Source organism: Vibrio sp. LB10LO1 (assembly GCF_010092875.1).
GTDB classification, from domain to species: domain Bacteria; phylum Pseudomonadota; class Gammaproteobacteria; order Enterobacterales; family Vibrionaceae; genus Vibrio; species Vibrio campbellii.
Genome location: NZ_JAADJW010000007.1, coordinates 129,082 through 150,494 on the forward strand (window position 1 = coordinate 129,082; position 21,413 = coordinate 150,494).

A 21,413-nucleotide genomic window follows, 5' to 3' on the forward strand; every position below is an offset into this window, starting at 1 on the left:
TCTCCCTATATTTATGACGGCTTATGGCAAGGAAACTTCTGCCATAGCGTTTCAAATTGTCTTAAGAACGCAGAAACAAACCTGCGGTCGTCGGTAAGCGTGATATCTTCCTGATTGTATTTAGAAGCGCTGCGTGTCCAGTTAAAGCTGCCATTGATCAACCGCTGTTGGTCGAAGATCGCGAACTTATGGTGCATATGGTATCGAGTCGTATCAATTTTGACCGCCACGCCCTGTGCTGCAAGGTATTCAACATCACTGCCTTTATCGTACATCTTGTCGTTGTCGGTCACGATTCGGACCGCTACGCCTCTTTTATGCGCGGCAAGGATCTGATCGGTTAAGTCGTTATCCGCGATAGTGAAAACACAAATGTCCACCGAGTGACGAGCCAGCTTCAGCTGTTCAATGATGCCGGACGCACAGGCTCTACCCGGAGAAAACCAGCTCGACGCGGTATCTGCCGAGTTCTCACTCATGACATTGTCTAAAACCTTGACCACGCGCTCTAACCAGCGAACTAAAGCGGCTGCATCACCTTGATTTTGGATTTCTTGCTGTACGAGCTTAAAGCTCATATTACGCAGGTAGGCGCGGTCTTCATGACTTAATACCGAGTCCTGCAGCTCCGATTGGAGCTCTCTTCGCTCACTATCATCTAGGCGGTAATCTTGTATCGAAGCCTCTAACCACGCAGACCATTTCTGTCGATTCATTTAACTTCCCTCCTGATCATGACGACCAAATCGAGCAACATGTTGATTCAACATAGCAAGTTGCTGCACAACCTGTCCTGCTCGGTCTTCGGAATCACCCATCATTTGCTGACGCTGATACCCTTCTTTAATTTCAGACCAACGAGCTTGCTGCTCATCCGTCATGTCACCACGCAGCTCTGCAAGCTTGAGTAGGTTTTCCTCAGTGCCCGCGGCCAGCGTTTGTGCTTCACCCTGATAGTGATCTTGAAGCAGCGTGTTCATCTCTTGGTCAGTCATCACTGACGAGATTTTCTCCGCCAGTTTATTCATGTTTCGATATGAGCCTTGCAGCTTGAACGGAGGTTCGACACGATACTGATCCGCTGTCGCGGCTGACTTGATGTACTGCTGATTCACCTTCAAGACAATTTGCTGCGCCATGATCAGTTTTTGCAAGGTTGTCACGATCTCGCCCGATTCGATCGCAGAATAAGAATGGCTCATCTCACTCAGCGCGATGCTTTCTCCCTCTGCCATTCTGACAAAGCGGTACAAATCATTCAGGTCTCGCGTTGCTAAAGGCGCAAGCACGCTGTTGGACGTGAGCGAGTTTTCGATAAAGCTTAAATCGAAGATCGATTTCTGGTCAGAGAGCATATCACCGAGGTTGTAGATGTCCGCACGGTTAGCCAACATGTCTGGGATTCGGAATGCTTCGCCACTCTCGGTGTACGGGTTACCCGCCATCACAACAGCAAACTTTTTGCCGCGCATGTCGTAGGTTTTCGTTTTCCCTTTCCAAGTGCCTTCTATGCGACGCGTGCCATCACAGAGTGAGATGAATTTCTGTAAGAATTCGGGATGGGTATGTTGAATATCATCCAAGTACAGCAACACGTTGTTGCCCATCTCGAAAGCGAGGTTAATTTTCTCAATTTCACGCGCCGCATTTTGATCAGGGGCGTCGGCGGGGTCGAGAGATGTCGCTTGATGACCGATGGATGGGCCATTGATCTTCATGAACACCAAACCTAATTTGTGTGCAACATACTCAATTAACGTTGTTTTACCGTAACCAGGCGGAGAGATAAGAAGTAGCATCCCCATCAAGTCAGTACGCTTTTTATCGCCTAACGTACCCATTTGCTTAGCAAAGTTGTCACCAATAAGAGGTAAGTAGCTCTCACTGATCAGCTTGTTGCGCACAAATGACGTTAATGGGCGAGGTTTAAACTCACTAAGACGGAAATCTTCTTTAGCGCAGCTCAACAACTGGGTGCGCTGGGATAGATAAGCTTCAAAGCTCGGAACCACCGAGCTTCGGTGATGTTCGTTTCTTTGAATAAAGTCATCCAATACGAGCTCTAAACTGCCTTTGCTAATTCGAGTGTGCTCTCCCAGTAACCCTTCGACATGACACACTAATGAAAAGTCGACACTGGCTAGCCTTTTCTCAGACAAGGTATTCACCACTGCCACCGTCGCCGCTTCGCATACGAATGCCTGACCGTATTGCTTTTTCGCAGTGTACGCACTTAACCACTGATGATGATCGTTAAATGATTCGGTAAAGCTGAGCGGTTGAGGTTGCCAGCCCAAACTGCGTCTAAATTGCAAATAATCTTCGCAGAGAGAGAGGGAATCCTGACTCACTTCGATTTGCCAATCTTGCTCACTCAATAGCTGCGCAAGGTAGTCAGCGGCTTCATGTTGATCATCATTTAGGGAATCAACCAGTTGTTTTTGCAGCTCTTGATACGCTTGCGATGCATTTAAATGCTCTCGCAATAACTTCGCGTTTTGCGCCTGTTGTTGATAGTGACCTATTTGGTCAACATCTTGCTCTAATAGCCACAAGATGGCCTTCGAGCGCGCGGTTTGGCTGTAACGCAATAACCCCGCTTGCTGATAAACAGGCAGCACTTTACGTAAAATGTTAACCGCATCATGATCGTGGATACCTTTGACGTACCCTTCTCGATATCGTGGTGCTGCAAAGCGTTGAACAAGTTCGTTCAACTTATCTTCTTTCAAAGCTTCATAAAGCCTATCTAGGCTCTGCCCATCTTGATTGATAGACGCTTGATGCAAGATTAAGTACGCAAGAAACTCCGCTCGATAGACGTCCTCACTCTCTGAGGCAACGTCTAAACGAGAAACGGTTTGCAGATCGAGAAATGCTTTGTCTTCTACTGCTTGGTAAAAATCCGTACCGGAGATGTGTAGCGCCAACTCACCACTTTGATCGACCAAACTGAGGTCAAGTGGTTGCTGGTTCACACTAAATCTATGCTTGCCTAAGCGTAGAACCGTACCACCTTTCTCGAAGATGTCTTGGTTATCTCGTAATGCGCGTAGCGATTGGTCTTGAAGCGACTTCAATTTTGAGTCAACGCTGTCTGCTTTGACACTGTCGCCAAGCTCACGAATAGTCTGAGACAACTGTTGTAGCTTGAGAACCATTGCGTCGGTGGCAAAGTAGCTGTTTAGCCCTGCAACATCATCGAATCGCTCAACGCGTTTTTCTATGCTGCTCATGGTGACGTTGGCGGCTTGAAGTAAGTTTTGTACTCGACGTTGTTGACCTGCAATGAGCTGTTGCTTGTGGTTATCCAACGTTGATTGGATCTCATCACGCTTTGAATAAATCTCGCTTAAAAACTGGTCGAAATCCGCGAAGCGCGACTCTAACTTATCCAATTGCCCAACAAGCTTAGCAAGCTGGGTATCACAATCGTCTGGCGTTAACGCTTGCTCCATTGCACTGCTCACCGACTGGCTGAGTAGCTTAAATTGAGCACTGAATTCCGCTTGAGCTTCTTCACTTTGTAAGTCTTGAGACTTTGCTCTTAGCTTGGCTGAAACAGTGTTAAGCAGCGACGTTACTTCTGTGGTGAGGTCTAAGATTCGAGTTGCTTGTGTCGGATCTTCTGTTTCGATGTCCGTGACTTCTTCTGTCACTATCTGGAGCTCATGACGAAGCGTTTCCACTTCTTCATTAAGCTTCTGAATCTCAGCCGTTTTAGTTACTTCTTCGAGCTGTAATTCAATTTTTTGAATTTGCTTCTTGAAAGGGACGTACGCTTTTTCGTCTTGAAGAAGGTTGAGCAAATGCAGATTAAGTGACTCGCGCTGTACCTGTAATTCTTCAAGCAAACAGTCAACTTGAACTTCATCAATGTAATGTTGCTGACGGAGCGACATAGTCACACCGACTTGCCCTTTTACTTCACTAAGCAAACTCAGTAATGTGTTCGCTTGCTCTTTTGGGGCCAGTTTGATTTTGCCAATGAGCTCGGAAACTGCCGATTTTTGCTCATCAAGGCTGCTTGAAGCATGTTTTTGTAACTGCTGAACTTTGGCAAACTCATCGATGATCTTATCGGTAGTCCCCATGAGTTCATTGATCGCACTGCCTATTCCGCAAGCGTAATCATGATTGAGCCAAGTGTAGTGATCGAGGGTCGAGCGACACTGCTTGATAAGTACTTCATAGGCCGCTTGAGTTACTTCTTCACTCTGCGCTAATTGGCAAATCGAAAGAACAGAAGACAACGCTCGAACCAACTCAGTATTACCAAGATTGAACAGTGGACTGCTGCCTTGGGTTTGCGCATTGACTTTCGCATAGTGCTCTGGGGTAGAAAATGGCGTATCCCAAATCCTCATCGGGTGGATGGTCGACGCCTCTTCATTCTCAGACAATTGAAACACTAACCAGCGGCCATCTGGGTATAAGCTGTAACCGTGGCTCTCCATTGGTGCTTCAAATTTCTTCTCAATCAAGTTGTAGGTGTACGCGATGTAATAACCTTCAACGGCGTTGAAAAAGATATAAAGAATGTCCTCTCCATTCGGTGACGTGATCTGCTGAAAGAACTTGAGCTGGTCAGCGTCAAAGGCGAACTGTTTGTCTTCGCCATTTGATAATACGTAGCCATTGGCGTACAGCACGCCATGATCTTCAGGTAACGTTTTTGTACTTGCCCCTAATGCATCAGCCCTTACGACGGACTGAGTCACTGAATTGTAGAGGAAGTATCGAGCGTGTTTTTCTCGGTTTGGCTTTACTCGTAGCGCAATTAAGTCTCCCACAAACGCGTAATCGATGTGTGCGTCAGCCACGCTTTGGTGTGGGTCTTCAACGTCTTCTCTATAGATACCTTTACCATCTTTGGTATTGTCTTCGACCTTGATGGTTAAGTCCCCGCCAACACATTCAACAAACAACTTATCTTGAATAGACACATGCGGATGATCGCCAAGCACGTGGTCATCTCGTGTTGTTGGGATCCAATCAAAATCATGTTGAGGAACACTGGTTAAGGCGTTCTGACCTAAGGAATCAATGTACTCGATAGAATGAGCGTTGATCTGAAAACGAAAAACTTTTCTGTCTTCTGGACGCATGCCAATTTGGAAGGCGATATAAAGCGTGCTTTCTTGACGAGAGATTTGAGAAAGCTTTGCGTCTCGGTAGTACGTAAACAGTTCCGTCAATTCATGGCTAAAACGGGAATCGGATAAAAAACTGGATTCAAGTGGAAGCGGCTCAACACGAAATGTACCTTCATTTTCATGGAGGTGATAAAGCCCAAACACATCGTCTAATGAAGGCGTCGCTTTCATCCCAACTTGCACATGATAACCGAACAATAAATGCTGGTTTACCTGAGCCATATCGATTGGAATGCACTTAGCATCGGTTTGAACATTGACCTTACCGATCAATTTAAAATCTTGGCCGCCAAACGTTTCTTGGCGTTGCTGATTGAAGGATTGGGAGAGAGACTTTAGCTGGCTGCCTTGCTGCAACAAACGCGTCTTTAAAACATCGTATGCACCAGCATCACTCACCGCTTTTTGAGTCATATCTGACATGCTAATACCTATAAATCCCGCTTACGAAGAAGCGGGATTTTTTAGAGAGAGTGAAAATTATGATTTATCGCTGGTTGTCGTATCTAGGGAGCTTTGGATTTTCTTCATTAGCTCCGCAGCACCACCTTGTGAATTCAGTAAACTCGCGAGCGCGACATTACTCAAGTCACTGCTTTTCAGTTCCGTACTCTCTAACACGTCTTTGATGTCTTGTGGCAAGCTACGGTTGCCATTCACATAATCTGAGACCAGTGGGTTAAGAACCTCTGATTCATTAAACTTCGCATCGACGACAGCGGCATCCATGATAGTGCGACGGATTTGCTCCATTCCTTCACCACCAAACAAACGGATATCGGCTTTCGATAGCGCCTCACCCAAGGCTTGAGCGTTCGCCCCAACCACGGTTTTCTGAGCATCAATGCGCGCCAATTCAAGGTCTTTCTCTTGTTGCAACTGCATCACCCACTTGTCGTGTTCACGGGTGTGATCATCGTATTGCTGAGCTGCCTCGAAGCGAGCTGTCTGAGCTTCTGCTTCTGCCAGGCCTTTAGCACGTAGAGCTTGCGCTTCCGCTTCACCGGCACTTTGTAAGGTGTAAGCTTCTGCTTCACCCGTCTCTTTGATCGCAAGTGCACGCTCGCGCTCAACTTCCACTTCAGCAAGACCCGTAGCACTGATCAGTTCTTTCTCTGCTTGTGCCATACGCTCTTTTGCTGCAGCTTCACGGTCTTTCGCCACAAACTCAGCTTCCGCACGCTTGGTCGTTACTACTTGTTCTGCTTCGGCTTGACGTGTCTTCACCGCTAGCTCGTTTTCCGCATCACGCGTTTTCACTTTTAGTTCAGCTTCGTTCTCAATCAAAATACGTTCAGAACGTTCGCGAGCGGCATCTTTTTCTGCACGAGCGGCAACCAGCAGTTCAATCTGTGCAGATTCAGCAACCGCTTCTGCTTCCGTCAGTTTGATGCGTTTTTCACGGTTCACACGCTCATTAACGCGTAGGTTTTCCGTCTCTTCTTCTTCACGAGCAATCTTACGTTCGATTTCTACTCGTTGAGAACGAGTTTCCGCGACAGACTTCATCGCTTCTTCTACCGTCGTCTCTTTCTGCATTTCTCGCTCAGCAACCTCCGTAGAAGTACGAACTCGCTCAGTCTCTACTGAACGGTTCAATTCTTCTTGTTGAATTGCCACTTGGCGTTGGTTTGCGATACGCGTCATCTCGACTTCCATCTCGACACTTTCGCGCTTCTTGGCCACTTCTTCTTCAGTTTCCAGCTCCGCTAGCTTAGTGATTCGCTCATATTCTTCACGTTTTTCAGCGGCCAACGCTTCTTCTTGCGCTTTGATAATATCGATTTCACGCTGAGTGCGGGCAATACTTTCTTTTTCTTGCTTATCAAGCTGTAAGCGGTTTGCTTCAGCTTCAACGTTTTTCTTCTTGATCGTTGTACGTTCATCCTGACGAATCGCGTTGGTTTCCGTATTCTTTTGCGCTGTGATGGCAGAGATCTTACGGATACCTTCTACGTCAAGAATGTTGCCCGGGCTATGGGCGTCCAGTGCGGTTTGGTCAACTTTATCGATAACAACGTCGTAGATCTTAAAGCCATCCATTTCGCTACCGATGACTTCAACAACGGCATCGCGGAAAGCGCGGCGATTCGTTAACAGCTCTTCAAATTCAAACTGTTTTACTGCCGTTTTCAGTGCTTCAGAGAACTTAGGCTGGAAGTGCTCTTTTAGGCGATCTAGGTTAGAAGCATCATGAGCAGTAAAAAGTTTAGCAACACGAACAATGTCTTCTTCTTCGTGATTCACACCGATGTAAAAATCAACTTTAAGGTCCGCACGAATGTTGTCTCGGCAATGAAGGCCTTCGTATTCTTCGCCTTCTTGATCTTTGCGGCCACTTCGAACAACAGAGATCTTCTTACGAGTAATATCCATAAACTCAAATTTGTTGATCACTGGCCATACAAAAGTACCAGTTAGAGAAGCGCGCGTGGCATGCAGTCCATTGACAATTAGTGCGTCGCCTTCACCTCGAACCTTTTTATATCGGGTGGTGAGAAAGATAAGAATAATCAAAAAAATCCCGATACCAATCCCAAGGAATATCAGACTTGGAGAAATCTGCATAGCTGCTCCTTAATTTTCTAGCTACTGATTAATAATGTAATATTTTTTTTGTTTATTGAGCGAAACGATCACAACATCGTTCCCATATTCAATGGGCGCATCAGACTCCAAAATCCGTGCATCCAGTAAAAATTCGCTGCCATTATGATGAACAATAATTTCACCACGTTGACTGTTCACCTCACTGCTGTGAACTTTTGCTTTCATTCCAATAAAGTCGACCTTTGCAAAAGCTTTACTCTTATCAAAAAGTGGCGCTAAAGGGCTTAATAGCTTCGCGCTGATATACAAGGATAGGTAGAAGTTAACTGGAATAGAGACAAGTTCCGCAACCATCAAAAAAACAGAACTAAGGTGTTGATTTAGAAAAGATGATGAGTAAAACGATAGAATAGTGGCGAAAAAGAAACTAACACACAAACCTACCGCCAAGGGTACTTTGGATAATATAGGTGGTAATAGAAGTCCACCGCTAAATAGACTGCCTGACTCGAATAATTCTATATCTGCAACGGCTACATCTACCACGTTGAAGATGAGATCAATGCACATAATAAGAAGAAGAAAAACAAAAGGTACAAAGAAAACATTCGTCGGGAAAGACAGTAATATATCGGTCATTACTAGCAACAATATTAAATGATGAGTGTCATCGCGTTATGGTAAAGGATCATTAATTAAGTTTATTTCCTTACCTTTTCTTTTGTGACTGATATCGACAAATTTAAAACCAACCAAATAAAATGTACTTTATTTAATAGTTACTAATATTAACAGCGTCACAATAAATTCAGATTTAAATTATAAAACAAACATTAGAGATGAGAGCTCTAGGTATGGCTAATTATATTTAACACGGCATCCTATTTAATATTATTTATTTTTATCGCATAAAGTTCTTTATTTGAACCACTTCTCAATGCTATTGCTACCCTTGTTTCAAGCAATCCAATGTAGGTGAGAAAGGCACCAGCCCCTTTCTTTGCGACGAATGACTGGTTAAAATGCACAAAATTGCGCACTTACTGGATAGAACATGGCAAAACTTACCCTTCAAGAGCAGATGCTAAAAGCAGGCTTGGTTAACGAGAAAAAACTGAAAAAAGCGAAAAAAGGCTCTAAAAAATCACGCGTTCAAGCTCGCGAAGTAAAGGCGGCGGTTGAAGAGAACAAACGTCAGCAGTTAGAGCGTGACAAGCAATTGAGCGAGCAACAAAATGCAGAACGCTTGAACAAAGAAATCAAAGCGCAAATCAACCAGTTGATTGAAATGAACAAGGTTGATTTGAAAGATGGCGACATCAAATACAACTTCACACACGGTACACTTGTGAAGTCGCTTTACGTCGATTCAATCATCCGTGATCAATTGATCAAAGGTATCTTGGCGATTGCCATCGTCGGTGAGAGCTATGTAGTTATTCCTCGCCCTGTTGCAAACAAGATTGCTCAGCGTGACGAGTCTGTGATCATTGAACAGAAAGAGCCTGAGTCAGATATCCCAGCAGAAGATGACCCATACGCAGATTTCGTCGTGCCAGACGATTTGATGTGGTAAAGCGAGTTCGCAACAAAACTCGATAAGCAAGGTCAAGCTCCCGTCTGGTTTCACTCTTTGTAAACAGCAAAACCAAGATCACGGTTGCTTGACCTTCAAACTGTATAATTCTCTCTCATCATTGCTCAGTTAGTTTCGAATGTTTGGCATTGGTTTGGATCACCCGATTGAAAGCCTTTTTGAAACCACTCGACCCGCTGCTCTGAAGATCCATGAGTAAAACTATCGGGCTGCACACTTTGCCCTGCCATAGATTGTAATCGGTCATCGCCCACAGCACTTGCCGCAGCAATCCCCTCTTCCATATCTCCAGGCTCAAGCAGTTTCATCTCATTATTGACGTAGAATCCCCATACGCCAGCGTAGCAATCAGCTTGCAGTTCAAGTTTGACACTCAATTCATTCGCTTCAACTCGAGAGGATTGCTGTTGCAATTGGCGAACTTGAGTGCTGGTGCCAAGCAGTGTTTGTACGTGGTGGCCAACTTCATGAGCAATTACGTAAGCGAAGGCAAAGTCTCCCGGTGCTCCGAGTCTTTTAAGCTCATCCATAAAGCTCAAATCTAGATATATTTTCCGATCTGCTGGACAATAAAACGGCCCTGTCACCGCCCTACCCACGCCGCACCCTGTCATTGTAGAACCACTGTACAACACTAAAGTCGGCTCTGAATAACCATTAGGCAGCAGTTCACCCCAAACCGTTTCGGTCGTCCCTAGTATAGCCGCAACAAATTGGGCATTCTCATCCGTTAACGCTTGGCTATCCGCTGAGTTGTTTGACTGTTGCGTCACTGCTGGCGAGCCTGCAATTTGTCCCATCAGATCACCATCTCCCATAAGAGCTTGATACCCAAAGAACAGAACACCACCAAGTAACACCACTCGCCCTACCTTGCTTTTTAAGAGGAAAGGCAGAAAACGGAACAATTGCGCAACGAGTAAGCCTGTTGAGGAAGAGCTTCTTGCCCCTGATTGTCCTCGACGGTCTTCTACGTTTGAGCTTCTTTTACTATTGCGCCATCGCATGTTTTCCTCCAAGTATTCTGCTTTTACACTTTCATAGTGTGGGCTATTTTTGGAGTTCTTGCTGAAACAGGAAACAACTCAAATCGAGATGAATTTAAAGCGTCTCGGCCTCAAAGCGCGCCGTTCGCGCTTGCGCGATAGTACAGTTGGTCTCCGACATCAATTCAGCCAAAGTAATGTTTGGGTTCTCCATTACCAATCGAATGAGCTTAGCCTCCAAAGGCTCAAGCTTATCGCTATGTTTGGCTAGACCAGCTTCCATTTTGTTGACCATAAATCGCATCGGCTCGGCTTCTTCTACCTTGATACGGTCAAGAAACGCTTTTAAATCCAAAGCCTCACCCGTAATTTGCCAATTGCGAGAGCGTCGAATGCGCTTCAGTTCGCACTTGTTCTCTGCGGCTATAGCTTTGGCTCGCTTAGCATGGTCACCACCAATTCGGTGAATCAAGGATGGTAACGAGATGGTAATCGTTGTGTCTTTCAAACCGTTAAACCTCTACCACAGATACATTCTCACCCACCCACTTCAATAACTGTTTGGCGGCTTTGGATAGCACCTGATTCTGGCGCACGATGTAGCCAAAATCGGTGTTGGGGAAGCTAGGTAAGGGCGTCACTTCTCGTGAGAGTTTTAATCTTGGATCTAGTGAGAAATCAGGCACAATCGCCGTTCCAAAGCCGGCTTCGGCCCAGTCGATTTGCGCCTCTACACTACCCACTTCCATAACTCTGTGTTTTGGCAGGTTTAGCTCTGGCAGAGAGGCATCAATCAGTTCACGCGTTCGGGTATCGTGCCCCAGTAGAATCAAGGTTTGGTTCTCTTCCGTGTTCTCTTCCCATTTGAAAATATTATCGCCGAAAGCACACCAGTGTATTTGCGTCAGAGGAGTAAAGTGCAGTGGTTGACTCTCTTTCTGTGCAATAACAAAGCCGATGTCTGCGCGTGCACTTTTTACTAAATCTACCGCTTGCGATGAAGTGGTGTTGAACAGCGCTAAGTCGATACCAGGATATTCGTTTTTGAATTGTTGGAATGGCTTGATAAGTAACAGGCGCGAGACAATATCACTCGCCGCAATCGAGAGCGTTCCTTGCGTTAAGTCATTAATGGCATTGAGATCGGATTGACAGATTTGCAGCTCATTCAGCATGTGCTGTGCGGTGTCTAACAAACGCTTTCCGGCTTGGGTCAATTGCACAGGGTTACGTTCAATCAACTTAGCCCGCGTTGCTTGCTCTAGCTGTTTGATATGAAGACTGACATTTGGCTGCGTCATGTGCAGTTCAATCGCTGTTTTTCCGAAATGTTTTACTTCTGCCAAAGTGACAAAGGTGCGTAACCAGTTCAAATCTAACATAGAAAATTACCCGATATGATTTTCTTATCAAGTTAATGAGTATAATTAATTTCTCTTATTCATGCGAGCATCCTAAGATTTTCCGGTCTGTTTTTGGAGAATGAATTATGTCGTCTATCGTTGTTGTGGGTGCAAACTGGGGTGATGAAGGCAAAGGCCGCATCGTTGACTTTTTGGCAGAGCAAGCTTCTGCAAGCATTCGTTTCCAAGGTGGTAACAACGCGGGTCACACCGTAGTTAACGACCTAGGTACGTTCAAGCTGCACCAGCTACCAAGTGGCGTTTTCAACCCTGACTGTTTGGCAGTTTTAGGTCCGGGTATGGTTATCAGCCCTGCGTCGCTGTCTCAGGAGATTGCGGAAGTCGCGGAAGCGGGCGTTAAAGTGAACATGTGCATCTCTGATCGCGCAACACTATGTCTACCTCTACACGCACTAGAAGATACGCTAGAAGAACAACGCTTAGGCGACAAAGCATACGGTTCAACTCGTCAAGGTATTGCACCTGCATACGGCGACCGTGTGATGAAAAAAGGCATCCTAGTTGGTTGGTTAAAACAACCAGAAGTTCTAGTAGAACGCATCAAGTTCTGGATGGACTGGAAACTTCCACAACTACGTGCCCTTTACCCAACGTTTGAATTCGAGCAAACCGCTGAAGAAATGGCGAACTGGTTGCTGGAAGTGTCTGCCCCTTGGCGTGATGCTATTTGCAACGTAACGCTGCCGCTAAAAGAGCTACAAGCAAAAGACCAAACTCTACTGTTCGAAGCACAACTAGGTGCGGGCCGTGACCTTGTTTACGGTGAGTACCCATGGACAACCTCTTCAAACGTTGTGTCTATGTACGCTGGCATCGGTAGTGGTCTTCCTGCTCTGCGTCCAGAGCGTGTTATTGCAGTCGCAAAAGCGTTCAGCTCATCAGTAGGTACTGGTACGCTAATCACTGCAATGGAAGAGCAAGATGCATTCCGTGAACTAGCGGGTGAGTTCGGCGCAACAACAGGTCGCCCACGTGACATGGGTTACTTCGATGCAGTAGCGACTAAGAACGGCGTTGAGCTTCAGGCAGCGACTGAAATCGCACTGACAAAAGTAGACTGTCTGACAGGTCTTAAAGATCTAAAAATCTGTGTTGGTTACGAAGGCGAGCACAGTGAGAACCCAATTTGGCCTCAAACGGCTGCACTAGCACCAATCTACGAGAAGATGGAAAGCTGGAGTGAAGACATTACCGGTTGCCGTAAATTCGAAGAGCTACCAGTTGCGGCACAAAAATACGTTCTACGTATTGAAGAGCTAATGGGCGTACCAGTGAAAATGGTATCGGTTGGCCCTGGTCGTGAACAAATGATTATGCGCTAAGACGTGGAATAACACGTCTATATCCAAGTTACAGTAAGTGCTTGGTTATATTAGCAAGCGGCTTTTATCTTTTCCGGGGTAAAGCCGCTTTTTTTATGCACTTTATACCTTGGTCAAGCAATACTGTCCTACCGAGCGTCAGAACGCTAACTCTTCCAACGGCCTCGCCACAGAGCCGTGCTGCTGAGACAACAAGGAGAACTCAACTTCTTGCCCACAAGCGCAGTAAAAGTCATATCCTTCCCCCGCTAAAAACGGCGTACTTTTATCTATAAACCAGTCCCTAGACTTTTTAGTATGAAGCTCACCACAACTTGGACAAGTCACTTCTACAGAGAAAACCTTGGCAATCATATCCCTAACCTCTTGTTAATTGCAGACGTACAAAGAAATCGTTTGCTGTAGATAAACTAAACCAAGTTTTGAAACACTTCGTTAAGAAAATGTCAGAGTAAACGATGGAAAATGCGTGTTTCAACGACACTTTGAACAACTTTTTTCAGACAAAACTATGAAAAAAAATTGAAGTGCAAACCATTACATAACAAATATTACCGAAAGGGGCATTTACCAAACTTATGAGAAAGAGAATCTTATTTTTTATTAAAAAATAGTAACTTGCGTAAATTTTATAAGACTCACATCACACTTTACATTGAACAATTCCTAAAATTGACATGCTTATTATAGTTTTATGTCATTACTTACCTGCTGTACTTATATCTGTGGCAAATCGATTCTTCTCCAATCCATCTAAAAAGTGGAGTAACAACCTCACACTGTGTGTTGTCGGCCTACTCTCTTTTTCGATCACTATGGTGGCATTTATCCCTTTTGCCCATCAATATCATAAAAAGCTCACACAACAGGCAGTAGAGGCAGTAGAGGCAATTGAATCTGAGTTTCACAGCAATGTTCAACAGTTAGCTCATTTACTCGATGATGAGTTTTATCTCAAACCGTGTAGCGAACTGATCCACGACTTACGCACCAACATCTTTGGTTTAGGGATGGCAAAAGACATCGCTACATTTGATCAAAATGGCAAGGTACAGTGCACCAGTAGCGAACGTCATCCGTCCTTTCGGATTTACTCGACAATACTAAAACGCTTGGGTGATAGCGATGTACACGCCACGCTGTCTTACACGCAGCGAGCGTTGACCAATAACCAAGCATTGATTCTATTATTTAGTTCGGATAAAGGGCGAGGCATCAGTGTGGTATTTCCAAAACAAGTACTGGAAATGCTGGTGAAGGATATTTTTAGCTTCGGTGACATGAAGTATCGAGTCGATATTATTAATCGAACCGCTGTTGATCTGACTGATGGCAACGCACTGCGCAGCGAACAAATCACTTCAGAAATCCTCCCTTTCACGGTCTACTCGACAATTGGTTATGCATTCTATTGGCAATTCTTGGCAAGCAAGTTATGGATTGGGCTGCTAGGAATGGCCTGTGCTCTGGTCGTCCATCTGTTTTTTAATTCAAAAAAGGTGGCCAGAAACAGTTTGGAGTTCTCTCTGGCTCAAGCTATCAAAGGGCGCAACTTGAGTGTGCATTATCAGCCTATCGTCGACCAACGTGATGGCAGTGTCATCGGTGGCGAGTCTTTAGTGCGCTGGAACGACCCGGTTCAAGGGTTCATTTCTCCTGGTATCTTTATCCCTCTTGCCGAGAAAGTTGGGATGATCGATCAAATCACTTATCTGGTGTTGGATAAAGCGATCAAGATGATCTCAACAAATAAGAAAGCCTTTCATGATCGCTACATTAGCGTTAACGTCAGTCGCTCTTTGATTCTCAGAGATGACTTCATTAAAGAAGTCGAGTCTCGCTTGATGTTCAGTTATTTCATTAGTGAACGTTTGGTATTTGAAATTACCGAAGAAGCGATTTTTAACAAAGATGAGTTTTCAATATTGCGTCAACACTTGGACCGACTGGCTTCACTGGGCATTCGTATTGCCGTTGATGATTTTGGTACAGGCTATTCTGGTCTGGATTTTATTGGGCAATACCCATTCGACATCATCAAGATTGATCGCGTCTTCGTAACCAGTTTAGGTAACGGAAAAACAACGCAACCTTTACTCGAGGCGATACACACTCTTTCCCAGACACTGAATATGTCTGTCATTGTGGAAGGTGTCGAAGAGGAGGCGCAATTGTGGGCTCTACATGACCTCGGCTTCTACAACATACAGGGCTTCTACTTTTCAAAACCTATTCCAAAGCCTGAGTTTCTAGACTATTTGGCATTGCACCAACCAGCCGATCTTCAAACTCTCGCGCCTGCGCTTAGCTAAGATTAATCAACCCAATTTTTGGCTGAGCAAGCGGTGCTCAGCCAAAGCTTTCTTCCTCAATACATCGTCAAATCCAGTCGTTAATTACAAATGCATAAATAGCAATTAACCAATTGTTAAACAGACTGCTGAAAGATCTCACTTGTTAATGAAGCGCATATACTAAGTTAAATGGTTGATTTAATGTTCTTTAACTGATTGGTTGATCACGATTTTCATCTGTAAATTGGTGAAGTTGTGCTCAAAAAATCTACCGCACTGTTTTTAGGATAGATAACGCTTCCCCCAACATCTAACCCAAGACAGGTGATTCCTATGACCAAAAAGTTTCTCCGCCTCAGTTCGATAACACTCGGTTTATGCATGAGCTCACTGGCTTTTGCAAATGCTGATTTACCTAACATCAAGATCTTAGCAACCGGCGGCACTATCGCTGGTGCAGGGCAATCCGCCACTGAATCCAACTACACCGCCGGTAAGGTTGGAGTAGAATCACTGATCAACGCAGTGCCTAGCATGACCAAGATTGCCGACATTTCTGGTGAACAGGTGGTCAGCATCGGCTCTCAGGACATGAACGATGAAGTCTGGCTAACGTTAGCCAAGCGTGTGAATGAACTGCTCGCTCAGGACGACGTAGATGGCATTGTGATTACTCATGGTACCGACACCTTAGAAGAGACCGCCTACTTCCTAGATTTAACGGTGAAGAGTGACAAGCCTGTTGTGATCGTAGGTGCAATGCGCCCTTCTACGGCAATGAGTGCAGACGGCCCAGTTAACCTCTACAACGCAGTGGTGACGGCAACGGATGAAGACTCTCAAGGTCGAGGTGTTTTGGTTGCGATGAATGACACCATTTTTGATGCGCGTGACGTAACGAAAACCAACACAACATCAGTCAGTACTTTCCAATCACCGAACTTTGGCCCACTCGGTTACATTCACAACAGCGATGCGAAGTACCAACGCAGCCCAGAGCGCAAACACACCACTGAAACAACCTTCGATGTTTCCAAGCTCGATAAGCTGCCACAAGTTGGAATCGTTTATAACTATGCAAATGCTTCTAACTTACCTGTGAAAGCATTCGTCGATGCGAAGTTTGATGGCATCGTCAGCGCAGGTGTCGGCAATGGTAACTTGTACCACACCGTATTTGATGAGTTAGAAAAGGCGAGTAAAGACGGCATCATGGTTGTTCGTAGCTCTCGCACGCCCACTGGCTCTACTACCTTAGATGCGGAAATTGACGACGATAAATACGGTTTCGTGGCATCTGGTACTCTGAACCCACAAAAGGCTCGTATTTTGTTGATGCTATCGCTAACACAAACCCAAAATTACCAAGACATCCAGAAGATGTTCCAACATTACTAATCGGACGGATCGCGAACTTTCCGATAAGTAAAAGCTAACCGCTGGTTAAAATGAGGAGACGCAGATGTCTCCTCTTTTGTGCTTGAGCATTGGTAACTTTGCCAAGCAAGGGCGGCTTAGCCAAACAAACGACGCTTCATCCCTGCCCTTTCAAGAATCCGCGTAGTGATCTCTTCCACCGACAAAGACGAAGTGTTGATGTAAGGGATTGCCTCCCGTCTAAACAGCGCTTCTACCGTATCAAGCTCCAACTTACATTGCTCTGTGCTCGCGTATTCGCTACCTGACAATCGGTTCTCGCGGATCTCGTTCAACCGTTCTGGATTGATGGTTAAACCAAATAACTTGTGGCGATGAATCTCAAACTCCGGCAATAAGCGCATCATCTTGACGTCTTCTGCAATAAACGGGTAGTTCACCACACGTAAGCCAAATTGCATCGCCATGTACAGGCTGGTCGGTGTTTTGCCACTGCGTGACACGCCAAGGAGGATAATATCGGCCTCATCCAAGCCTTTAAGTGTGATGCCATCATCGTGAGCAAGCGTGTATTCAATCGCAGCGATACGGTCGAAATAGGTATCCGAATCTTTGCTTACGCTACGTGAGCGCTGCATCTTCGGCTGTGGCTCCATCTGAATGTCGTCTTGCACCTTCTGCACAATGCTCTCCAGCACGTCATAACCGTGAGCTGGCGCTTTGAGTAACATTTCACGAATTTCTGGCACAACAATCGAGAAGAATACCAAGGGCTTAACCCCATCACGCTGGTAGGAAATCTCGATTTCCTTGATAACATCGACAACTTTGTCTTCACTTTCGACAAAAGGAAAGGTTTTTTCATTAGGAATGAAGGAAAACTGACCCAAAACAACATGGCCTAATGTCTCACATGTTATGGCCGTTCCGTCAGAAACATAGAATACATCACGACTTTGGCTATTTATTTGCATTTTTGTTTATTTTTTCAAATTCATTTGAGTAGGATGGTTTACATAATATTAATAAATGAGTTTGGCTTGCAATTGCGTGCCCCACAGCTTTGAAAATTCTTCGGAGTTTTTTTAAGTAAACACGTAATCGTTTGCCTTTCATATCAACCACGAAAAGTGTTGAACCATGTTTGCGTCGGAAAATTCGTTTAAGCCCTAGTTGGGAAGTTGTAGTTAACGCCCCTTAGCTGCAATGGCTCTTATCAGCCCGAAACTGTGTCTTCGATGACATTGACCTGCAAGGATGAACCACCGCTGTTCGAGGTTGGTATTAATCCCCTACAAAGCTGCAATGTTTCTGGAGAAAGACATGCAAAAGAACACCCTCTGGTTCAATGGACTATCCATGGATGATGTCGACAAGGTCGGCGGTAAAAATGCTTCACTTGGCGAAATGGTTTCTAACCTCGCCAATGTTGGTGTATCAGTACCAAACGGTTTTGCGACAACCTCGTATGCGTTTAACCAATTCCTTGACCACGAAGGTTTGGATGAGCGTATTCACCAACTACTTGATGAACTAGACGTTGAGGATGTAGAAGCTCTGCGTAAGACAGGTGCCACCATTCGTCAATGGGTATTAGAAGCCCCGTTCCCTGCGGATCTTGAACAAGACATCCGTGATAACTACAAAGAACTGACAGACAATCATCCTGAGATTTCTGTTGCCGTTCGCTCTTCTGCAACTGCAGAGGATCTACCGGATGCGTCATTTGCTGGTCAGCAAGAAACGTTCCTAAACGTAAAAGGCATTGATGCAGTACTAGAAGCAACCAAGCACGTTTACGCTTCTTTGTTCAATGACCGTGCAATTTCATACCGTGTACACCAAGGCTTTAACCACCGCGGCATTTCGCTGTCGGCAGGTATCCAACGCATGGTGCGCTCGGATAAAGCCTCTTCTGGCGTTATGTTCACTCTAGATACGGAATCTGGCTTCGACCAAGTCGTGTTCATCACCTCTTCTTGGGGCTTGGGTGAAATGGTGGTTCAGGGTGCGGTTAACCCTGATGAATTCTACGTTCACAAGCCAATGCTAGAAGCAGGTCAACACCCTATCGTTAAGAAGACATTTGGCTCTAAGCAGATCAAAATGATCTACTCAGACCGTCAAGAGATCGGTAAGCAAGTTGAGATCATCGACACGTCAGTAGAAGAGCGCAACGCCTTCTCTCTGAATGATGAAGAGATCAAAGAGCTAGCAAAACAAGCGATGATCATCGAAAAGCACTACAAACGTCCTATGGATATTGAGTGGGCAAAAGATGGCATCGACGGCAAGCTTTACATCGTACAGGCACGCCCAGAGACAGTATGTTCTCAAAGCGAGCAAAACGTGATTGAACGTTACGAGCTAAGCAACAAAGCTGATGTTTTGGTTGAAGGTCGTGCAATTGGTCAGCGTATCGGTAAAGGCCCAGTGCGCTTAGTCGACTCTCTAGACCAAATGTCATTGGTACAAGAAGGCGATGTACTGGTTACTGACATGACTGACCCAGACTGGGAACCAGTAATGAAGAAGGCGTCTGCGATTGTCACGAACCGTGGCGGCCGTACTTGTCACGCAGCGATCATCGCACGTGAGCTTGGTATTCCGGCTATCGTTGGTTGTGGTGATGCCACCAGCAAGCTAACTGACGGTGAGACAGTGACTGTGTCTTGTTCAGAAGGTGAAACGGGCTACGTTTACCAAGGCGAGCTGGAGTTTGAAATCAAACGTTCTGCGGTCGATGAGCTTCCACTGCTACCAACCAAAGTGATGATGAACGTTGGTAACCCAGATCGTGCATTCGACTTTGCTCAAATTCCAAACGAAGGTGTGGGCCTTGCGCGTCTTGAGTTCATCATCAACAAGATGATTGGTATTCACCCGAAAGCGTTGCTGAACTTCGACGCACAAAGCGATGAGCTAAAAGCGGAAATCACTGAGCGTATCCGTGGCTACAAAGATCCAATCGATTTCTACGTTAGCAAGCTAACCGAAGGCATCGCGACTATCGCGTCGGCATTCTGGCCAAAACGCGTGATCGTTCGTATGTCTGATTTCAAATCGAACGAGTACAGCAACTTGGTGGGCGGCAAAGGTTACGAACCGCATGAAGAGAACCCAATGCTAGGCTTCCGTGGTGCATCTCGTTACATTTCTCCAGTGTTTGAAGACTGCTTCGAGCTAGAAACTCAAGCAATCAAACGCGTTCGTAACGAGATGGGTCTGAAGAACGTTGAAATCATGATCCCATTCGTACGTACACCAAGCGAAGCGGCATCGGTTATCGACCTACTGGCTAAGTTCGACCTACGCCGCGGCGACCAAGGCCTGAAAGTCATCATGATGTGTGAGCTACCCTCAAACGCAGTACTTGCTGAAGAGTTCTTAAAGTACTTCGATGGTTTCTCTATCGGTTCAAACGACATGACTCAGCTTACACTTGGCCTTGACCGTGACTCTGGTGATGTTGCACACCTATTCGATGAACGTAACCCAGCAGTGAAAGCCATGCTGCAAATGGCCATCGATGCGGCAACCAAAGCAGGCAAATACGTCGGTATCTGTGGCCAAGGTCCATCAGACCACGATGATCTTGCGGAATGGTTGATGGAACAAGGCATCAGCTCTGTTTCACTCAACCCAGATACGGTTATCGATACTTGGTTGAAACTAGGTAAAGTGAGCAAGTAAAACGAGCCTTCCTAACTTGTAATACTAAGCCCTCAAGATCCTGAGTTTGTGGGCTTTTTCTTTACCCAGCATGTCAAAGCGATGTAAGTTCGTGACCGCAATCCCAAGCTATGTCTTCCTTTCATTTTCCCTCCTCCCTTTTTCACCTAAAATTAAAACACACCTATTTCATAGAAGAATGGATATATGAAAAAGCCTCTTGCCCTTATCACTGCCTTAACCTTGCTCGCTTCTCCGGCTTATGCCGACTGGGACGACATTTCTAACAGCCTTTCAGACCTAGGGGATGCAGTTTCTGATACGGCGAAGGAGACGTGGGACAGCACCAAAGAATTCTCAAAACAAGCATGGGAAGATTTCACTAATTGGTCAGAAGATGCGATCAACACCGCTGGCGAATGGACGGATGCAAGTATTGAAACCAGTAAAGAGTGGATCGACGAAGCCGACAAGAAAATTGATGAGCTGATGGAAGGTGATACGCCAGAAGAAGCGCGCCAAGCGATTGATTTGATGGCGGATAGCACCTTGCTCAAACTGTTTAATGAGAAGCCCGAAGCTAAAATGCTCTACGACAAAGCTTACGGTTACGCGGTGTTTGATTCACGCAAACTGTCGCTGATGTTCCACACCAACTCCGGCTCTGGTGTTGCAGTCAACAAATCGACCGACAAGCGCACTTACATGAACATGTTTGGTGCGGGTGTTGCCCTTGGTGTTGGCGGTAAGTTCTACCAACAAGTCGTGCTGTTTGAGAAAGAAAAAGACTTCAACACCTTTGTTGAAGAAGGCTGGGAAGCATCGAGCGAAGCTTCTTTAGTTGCAGGCGAGGATGGCGAAGAGATGACAGCGCAATTCAACAGCGGCGTGGCCGTGTATCAGCTAAACACCACTGGCTTGTTGGTTGATGCGAACGTTTCTGGCTCGAAATACTGGGTCAACAAAGAGCTGACCGATTCGCAGTAATCGCTTGGTTACAATGATTTATTGATGGGGAGCACAGGGCTCCCTTTT

The 21,413-nt window shown here is 45.6% G+C and carries 15 protein-coding genes; 6 read left to right on the top strand and 9 right to left on the bottom strand.

The window, feature by feature from the left end; all coding sequences use genetic code 11:
• Positions 1-11: 11 nt before the first annotated feature.
• From GXP65_RS07270 to GXP65_RS07285, 4 genes are read right to left on the bottom strand one after another with little or no spacing between them, the layout of a single operon-like run.
• Positions 12-716 carry a phospholipase D-like domain-containing protein gene (locus GXP65_RS07270; protein WP_045383987.1) on the bottom strand — a complete coding sequence of 235 codons (705 nt, stop codon included), beginning with the start codon at positions 714-716 and terminating at the stop codon, positions 12-14.
• Positions 717-5,579 (bottom strand): DNA repair ATPase, encoded by a 4,863-nt coding sequence (locus GXP65_RS07275; RefSeq protein WP_162092401.1) that lies wholly within the window; start codon positions 5,577-5,579, stop codon positions 717-719.
• Between the two features lie 57 nt (positions 5,580-5,636).
• A complete protein-coding gene (locus tag GXP65_RS07280; protein ID WP_010645911.1) occupies positions 5,637-7,724 on the bottom strand; it encodes a peptidase in 2,088 nt (695 codons plus the stop codon).
• Between the two features lie 21 nt (positions 7,725-7,745).
• Positions 7,746-8,345 carry a hypothetical protein gene (locus GXP65_RS07285; RefSeq protein WP_029388690.1) on the bottom strand — a complete coding sequence of 200 codons (600 nt, stop codon included), beginning with the start codon at positions 8,343-8,345 and terminating at the stop codon, positions 7,746-7,748.
• A 415-nt stretch (positions 8,346-8,760) separates the two neighbouring features.
• Between GXP65_RS07285 and GXP65_RS07290 the strand changes: the two genes are divergently transcribed.
• A complete protein-coding gene (locus tag GXP65_RS07290) occupies positions 8,761-9,282 on the top strand; it encodes a DUF2058 domain-containing protein (protein ID WP_005532322.1) in 522 nt (173 codons plus the stop codon).
• 125 nt (positions 9,283-9,407) lie between these two features.
• Here GXP65_RS07290 and GXP65_RS07295 read toward each other — a convergent pair whose 3' ends face one another.
• The 3 genes from GXP65_RS07295 to GXP65_RS07305 form a co-directional block, all read right to left on the bottom strand.
• Positions 9,408-10,310 (bottom strand): neutral zinc metallopeptidase, encoded by a 903-nt coding sequence (locus tag GXP65_RS07295; protein WP_162092402.1) that lies wholly within the window; start codon positions 10,308-10,310, stop codon positions 9,408-9,410.
• A gap of 94 nt (positions 10,311-10,404) precedes the next feature.
• Positions 10,405-10,797, bottom strand: a complete 393-nt coding sequence (locus tag GXP65_RS07300; RefSeq protein WP_162092403.1) for a ribosome recycling factor family protein — start codon at positions 10,795-10,797, stop codon at positions 10,405-10,407.
• A 4-nt stretch (positions 10,798-10,801) separates the two neighbouring features.
• Positions 10,802-11,671: a LysR family transcriptional regulator gene (locus GXP65_RS07305; protein WP_162092404.1), complete on the bottom strand. Its 870-nt coding sequence runs from the start codon at positions 11,669-11,671 to the stop codon at positions 10,802-10,804.
• A gap of 107 nt (positions 11,672-11,778) precedes the next feature.
• On the opposite strand from GXP65_RS07305, the gene GXP65_RS07310 reads away from it, so the two are divergent.
• Positions 11,779-13,035, top strand: a complete 1,257-nt coding sequence (locus GXP65_RS07310; RefSeq protein ID WP_012129939.1) for an adenylosuccinate synthetase — start codon at positions 11,779-11,781, stop codon at positions 13,033-13,035.
• A gap of 138 nt (positions 13,036-13,173) precedes the next feature.
• On the opposite strand, the gene GXP65_RS07315 is transcribed toward GXP65_RS07310, so the two are convergent.
• Positions 13,174-13,389: a hypothetical protein gene (locus GXP65_RS07315; RefSeq protein ID WP_045374524.1), complete on the bottom strand. Its 216-nt coding sequence runs from the start codon at positions 13,387-13,389 to the stop codon at positions 13,174-13,176.
• Between the two features lie 461 nt (positions 13,390-13,850).
• Between GXP65_RS07315 and GXP65_RS07320 the strand changes: the two genes are divergently transcribed.
• On the top strand, positions 13,851-15,347 hold the full coding sequence (locus GXP65_RS07320) for an EAL domain-containing protein (protein ID WP_162092437.1): 1,497 nt from the start codon (positions 13,851-13,853) through the stop codon (positions 15,345-15,347).
• A gap of 315 nt (positions 15,348-15,662) precedes the next feature.
• The gene (gene ansB, locus GXP65_RS07325; RefSeq protein WP_162092405.1) at positions 15,663-16,727 is read left to right on the top strand and encodes an L-asparaginase 2; all 1,065 of its coding nucleotides are present in this window, start codon (positions 15,663-15,665) and stop codon (positions 16,725-16,727) included.
• 116 nt (positions 16,728-16,843) lie between these two features.
• Here the strand turns inward: ansB and GXP65_RS07330 are convergent, their stop codons facing one another.
• Entirely contained in the window at positions 16,844-17,680 is an 837-nt protein-coding gene (locus GXP65_RS07330; RefSeq protein WP_162092406.1) for a pyruvate, water dikinase regulatory protein, read from the bottom strand.
• Positions 17,681-18,029: 349 nt separating this feature from the next.
• Between GXP65_RS07330 and ppsA the strand changes: the two genes are divergently transcribed.
• Together ppsA and GXP65_RS07340 are read left to right on the top strand one after the other, a co-directional pair.
• Complete coding sequence (gene ppsA, locus GXP65_RS07335; protein WP_162092407.1) at positions 18,030-20,399, top strand: phosphoenolpyruvate synthase; 2,370 nt, start codon at positions 18,030-18,032, stop codon at positions 20,397-20,399.
• 186 nt (positions 20,400-20,585) lie between these two features.
• Entirely contained in the window at positions 20,586-21,365 is a 780-nt protein-coding gene (locus tag GXP65_RS07340) for a lipoprotein (RefSeq protein WP_045400341.1), read from the top strand.
• The last annotated feature ends 48 nt before the right edge of the window (positions 21,366-21,413 follow it).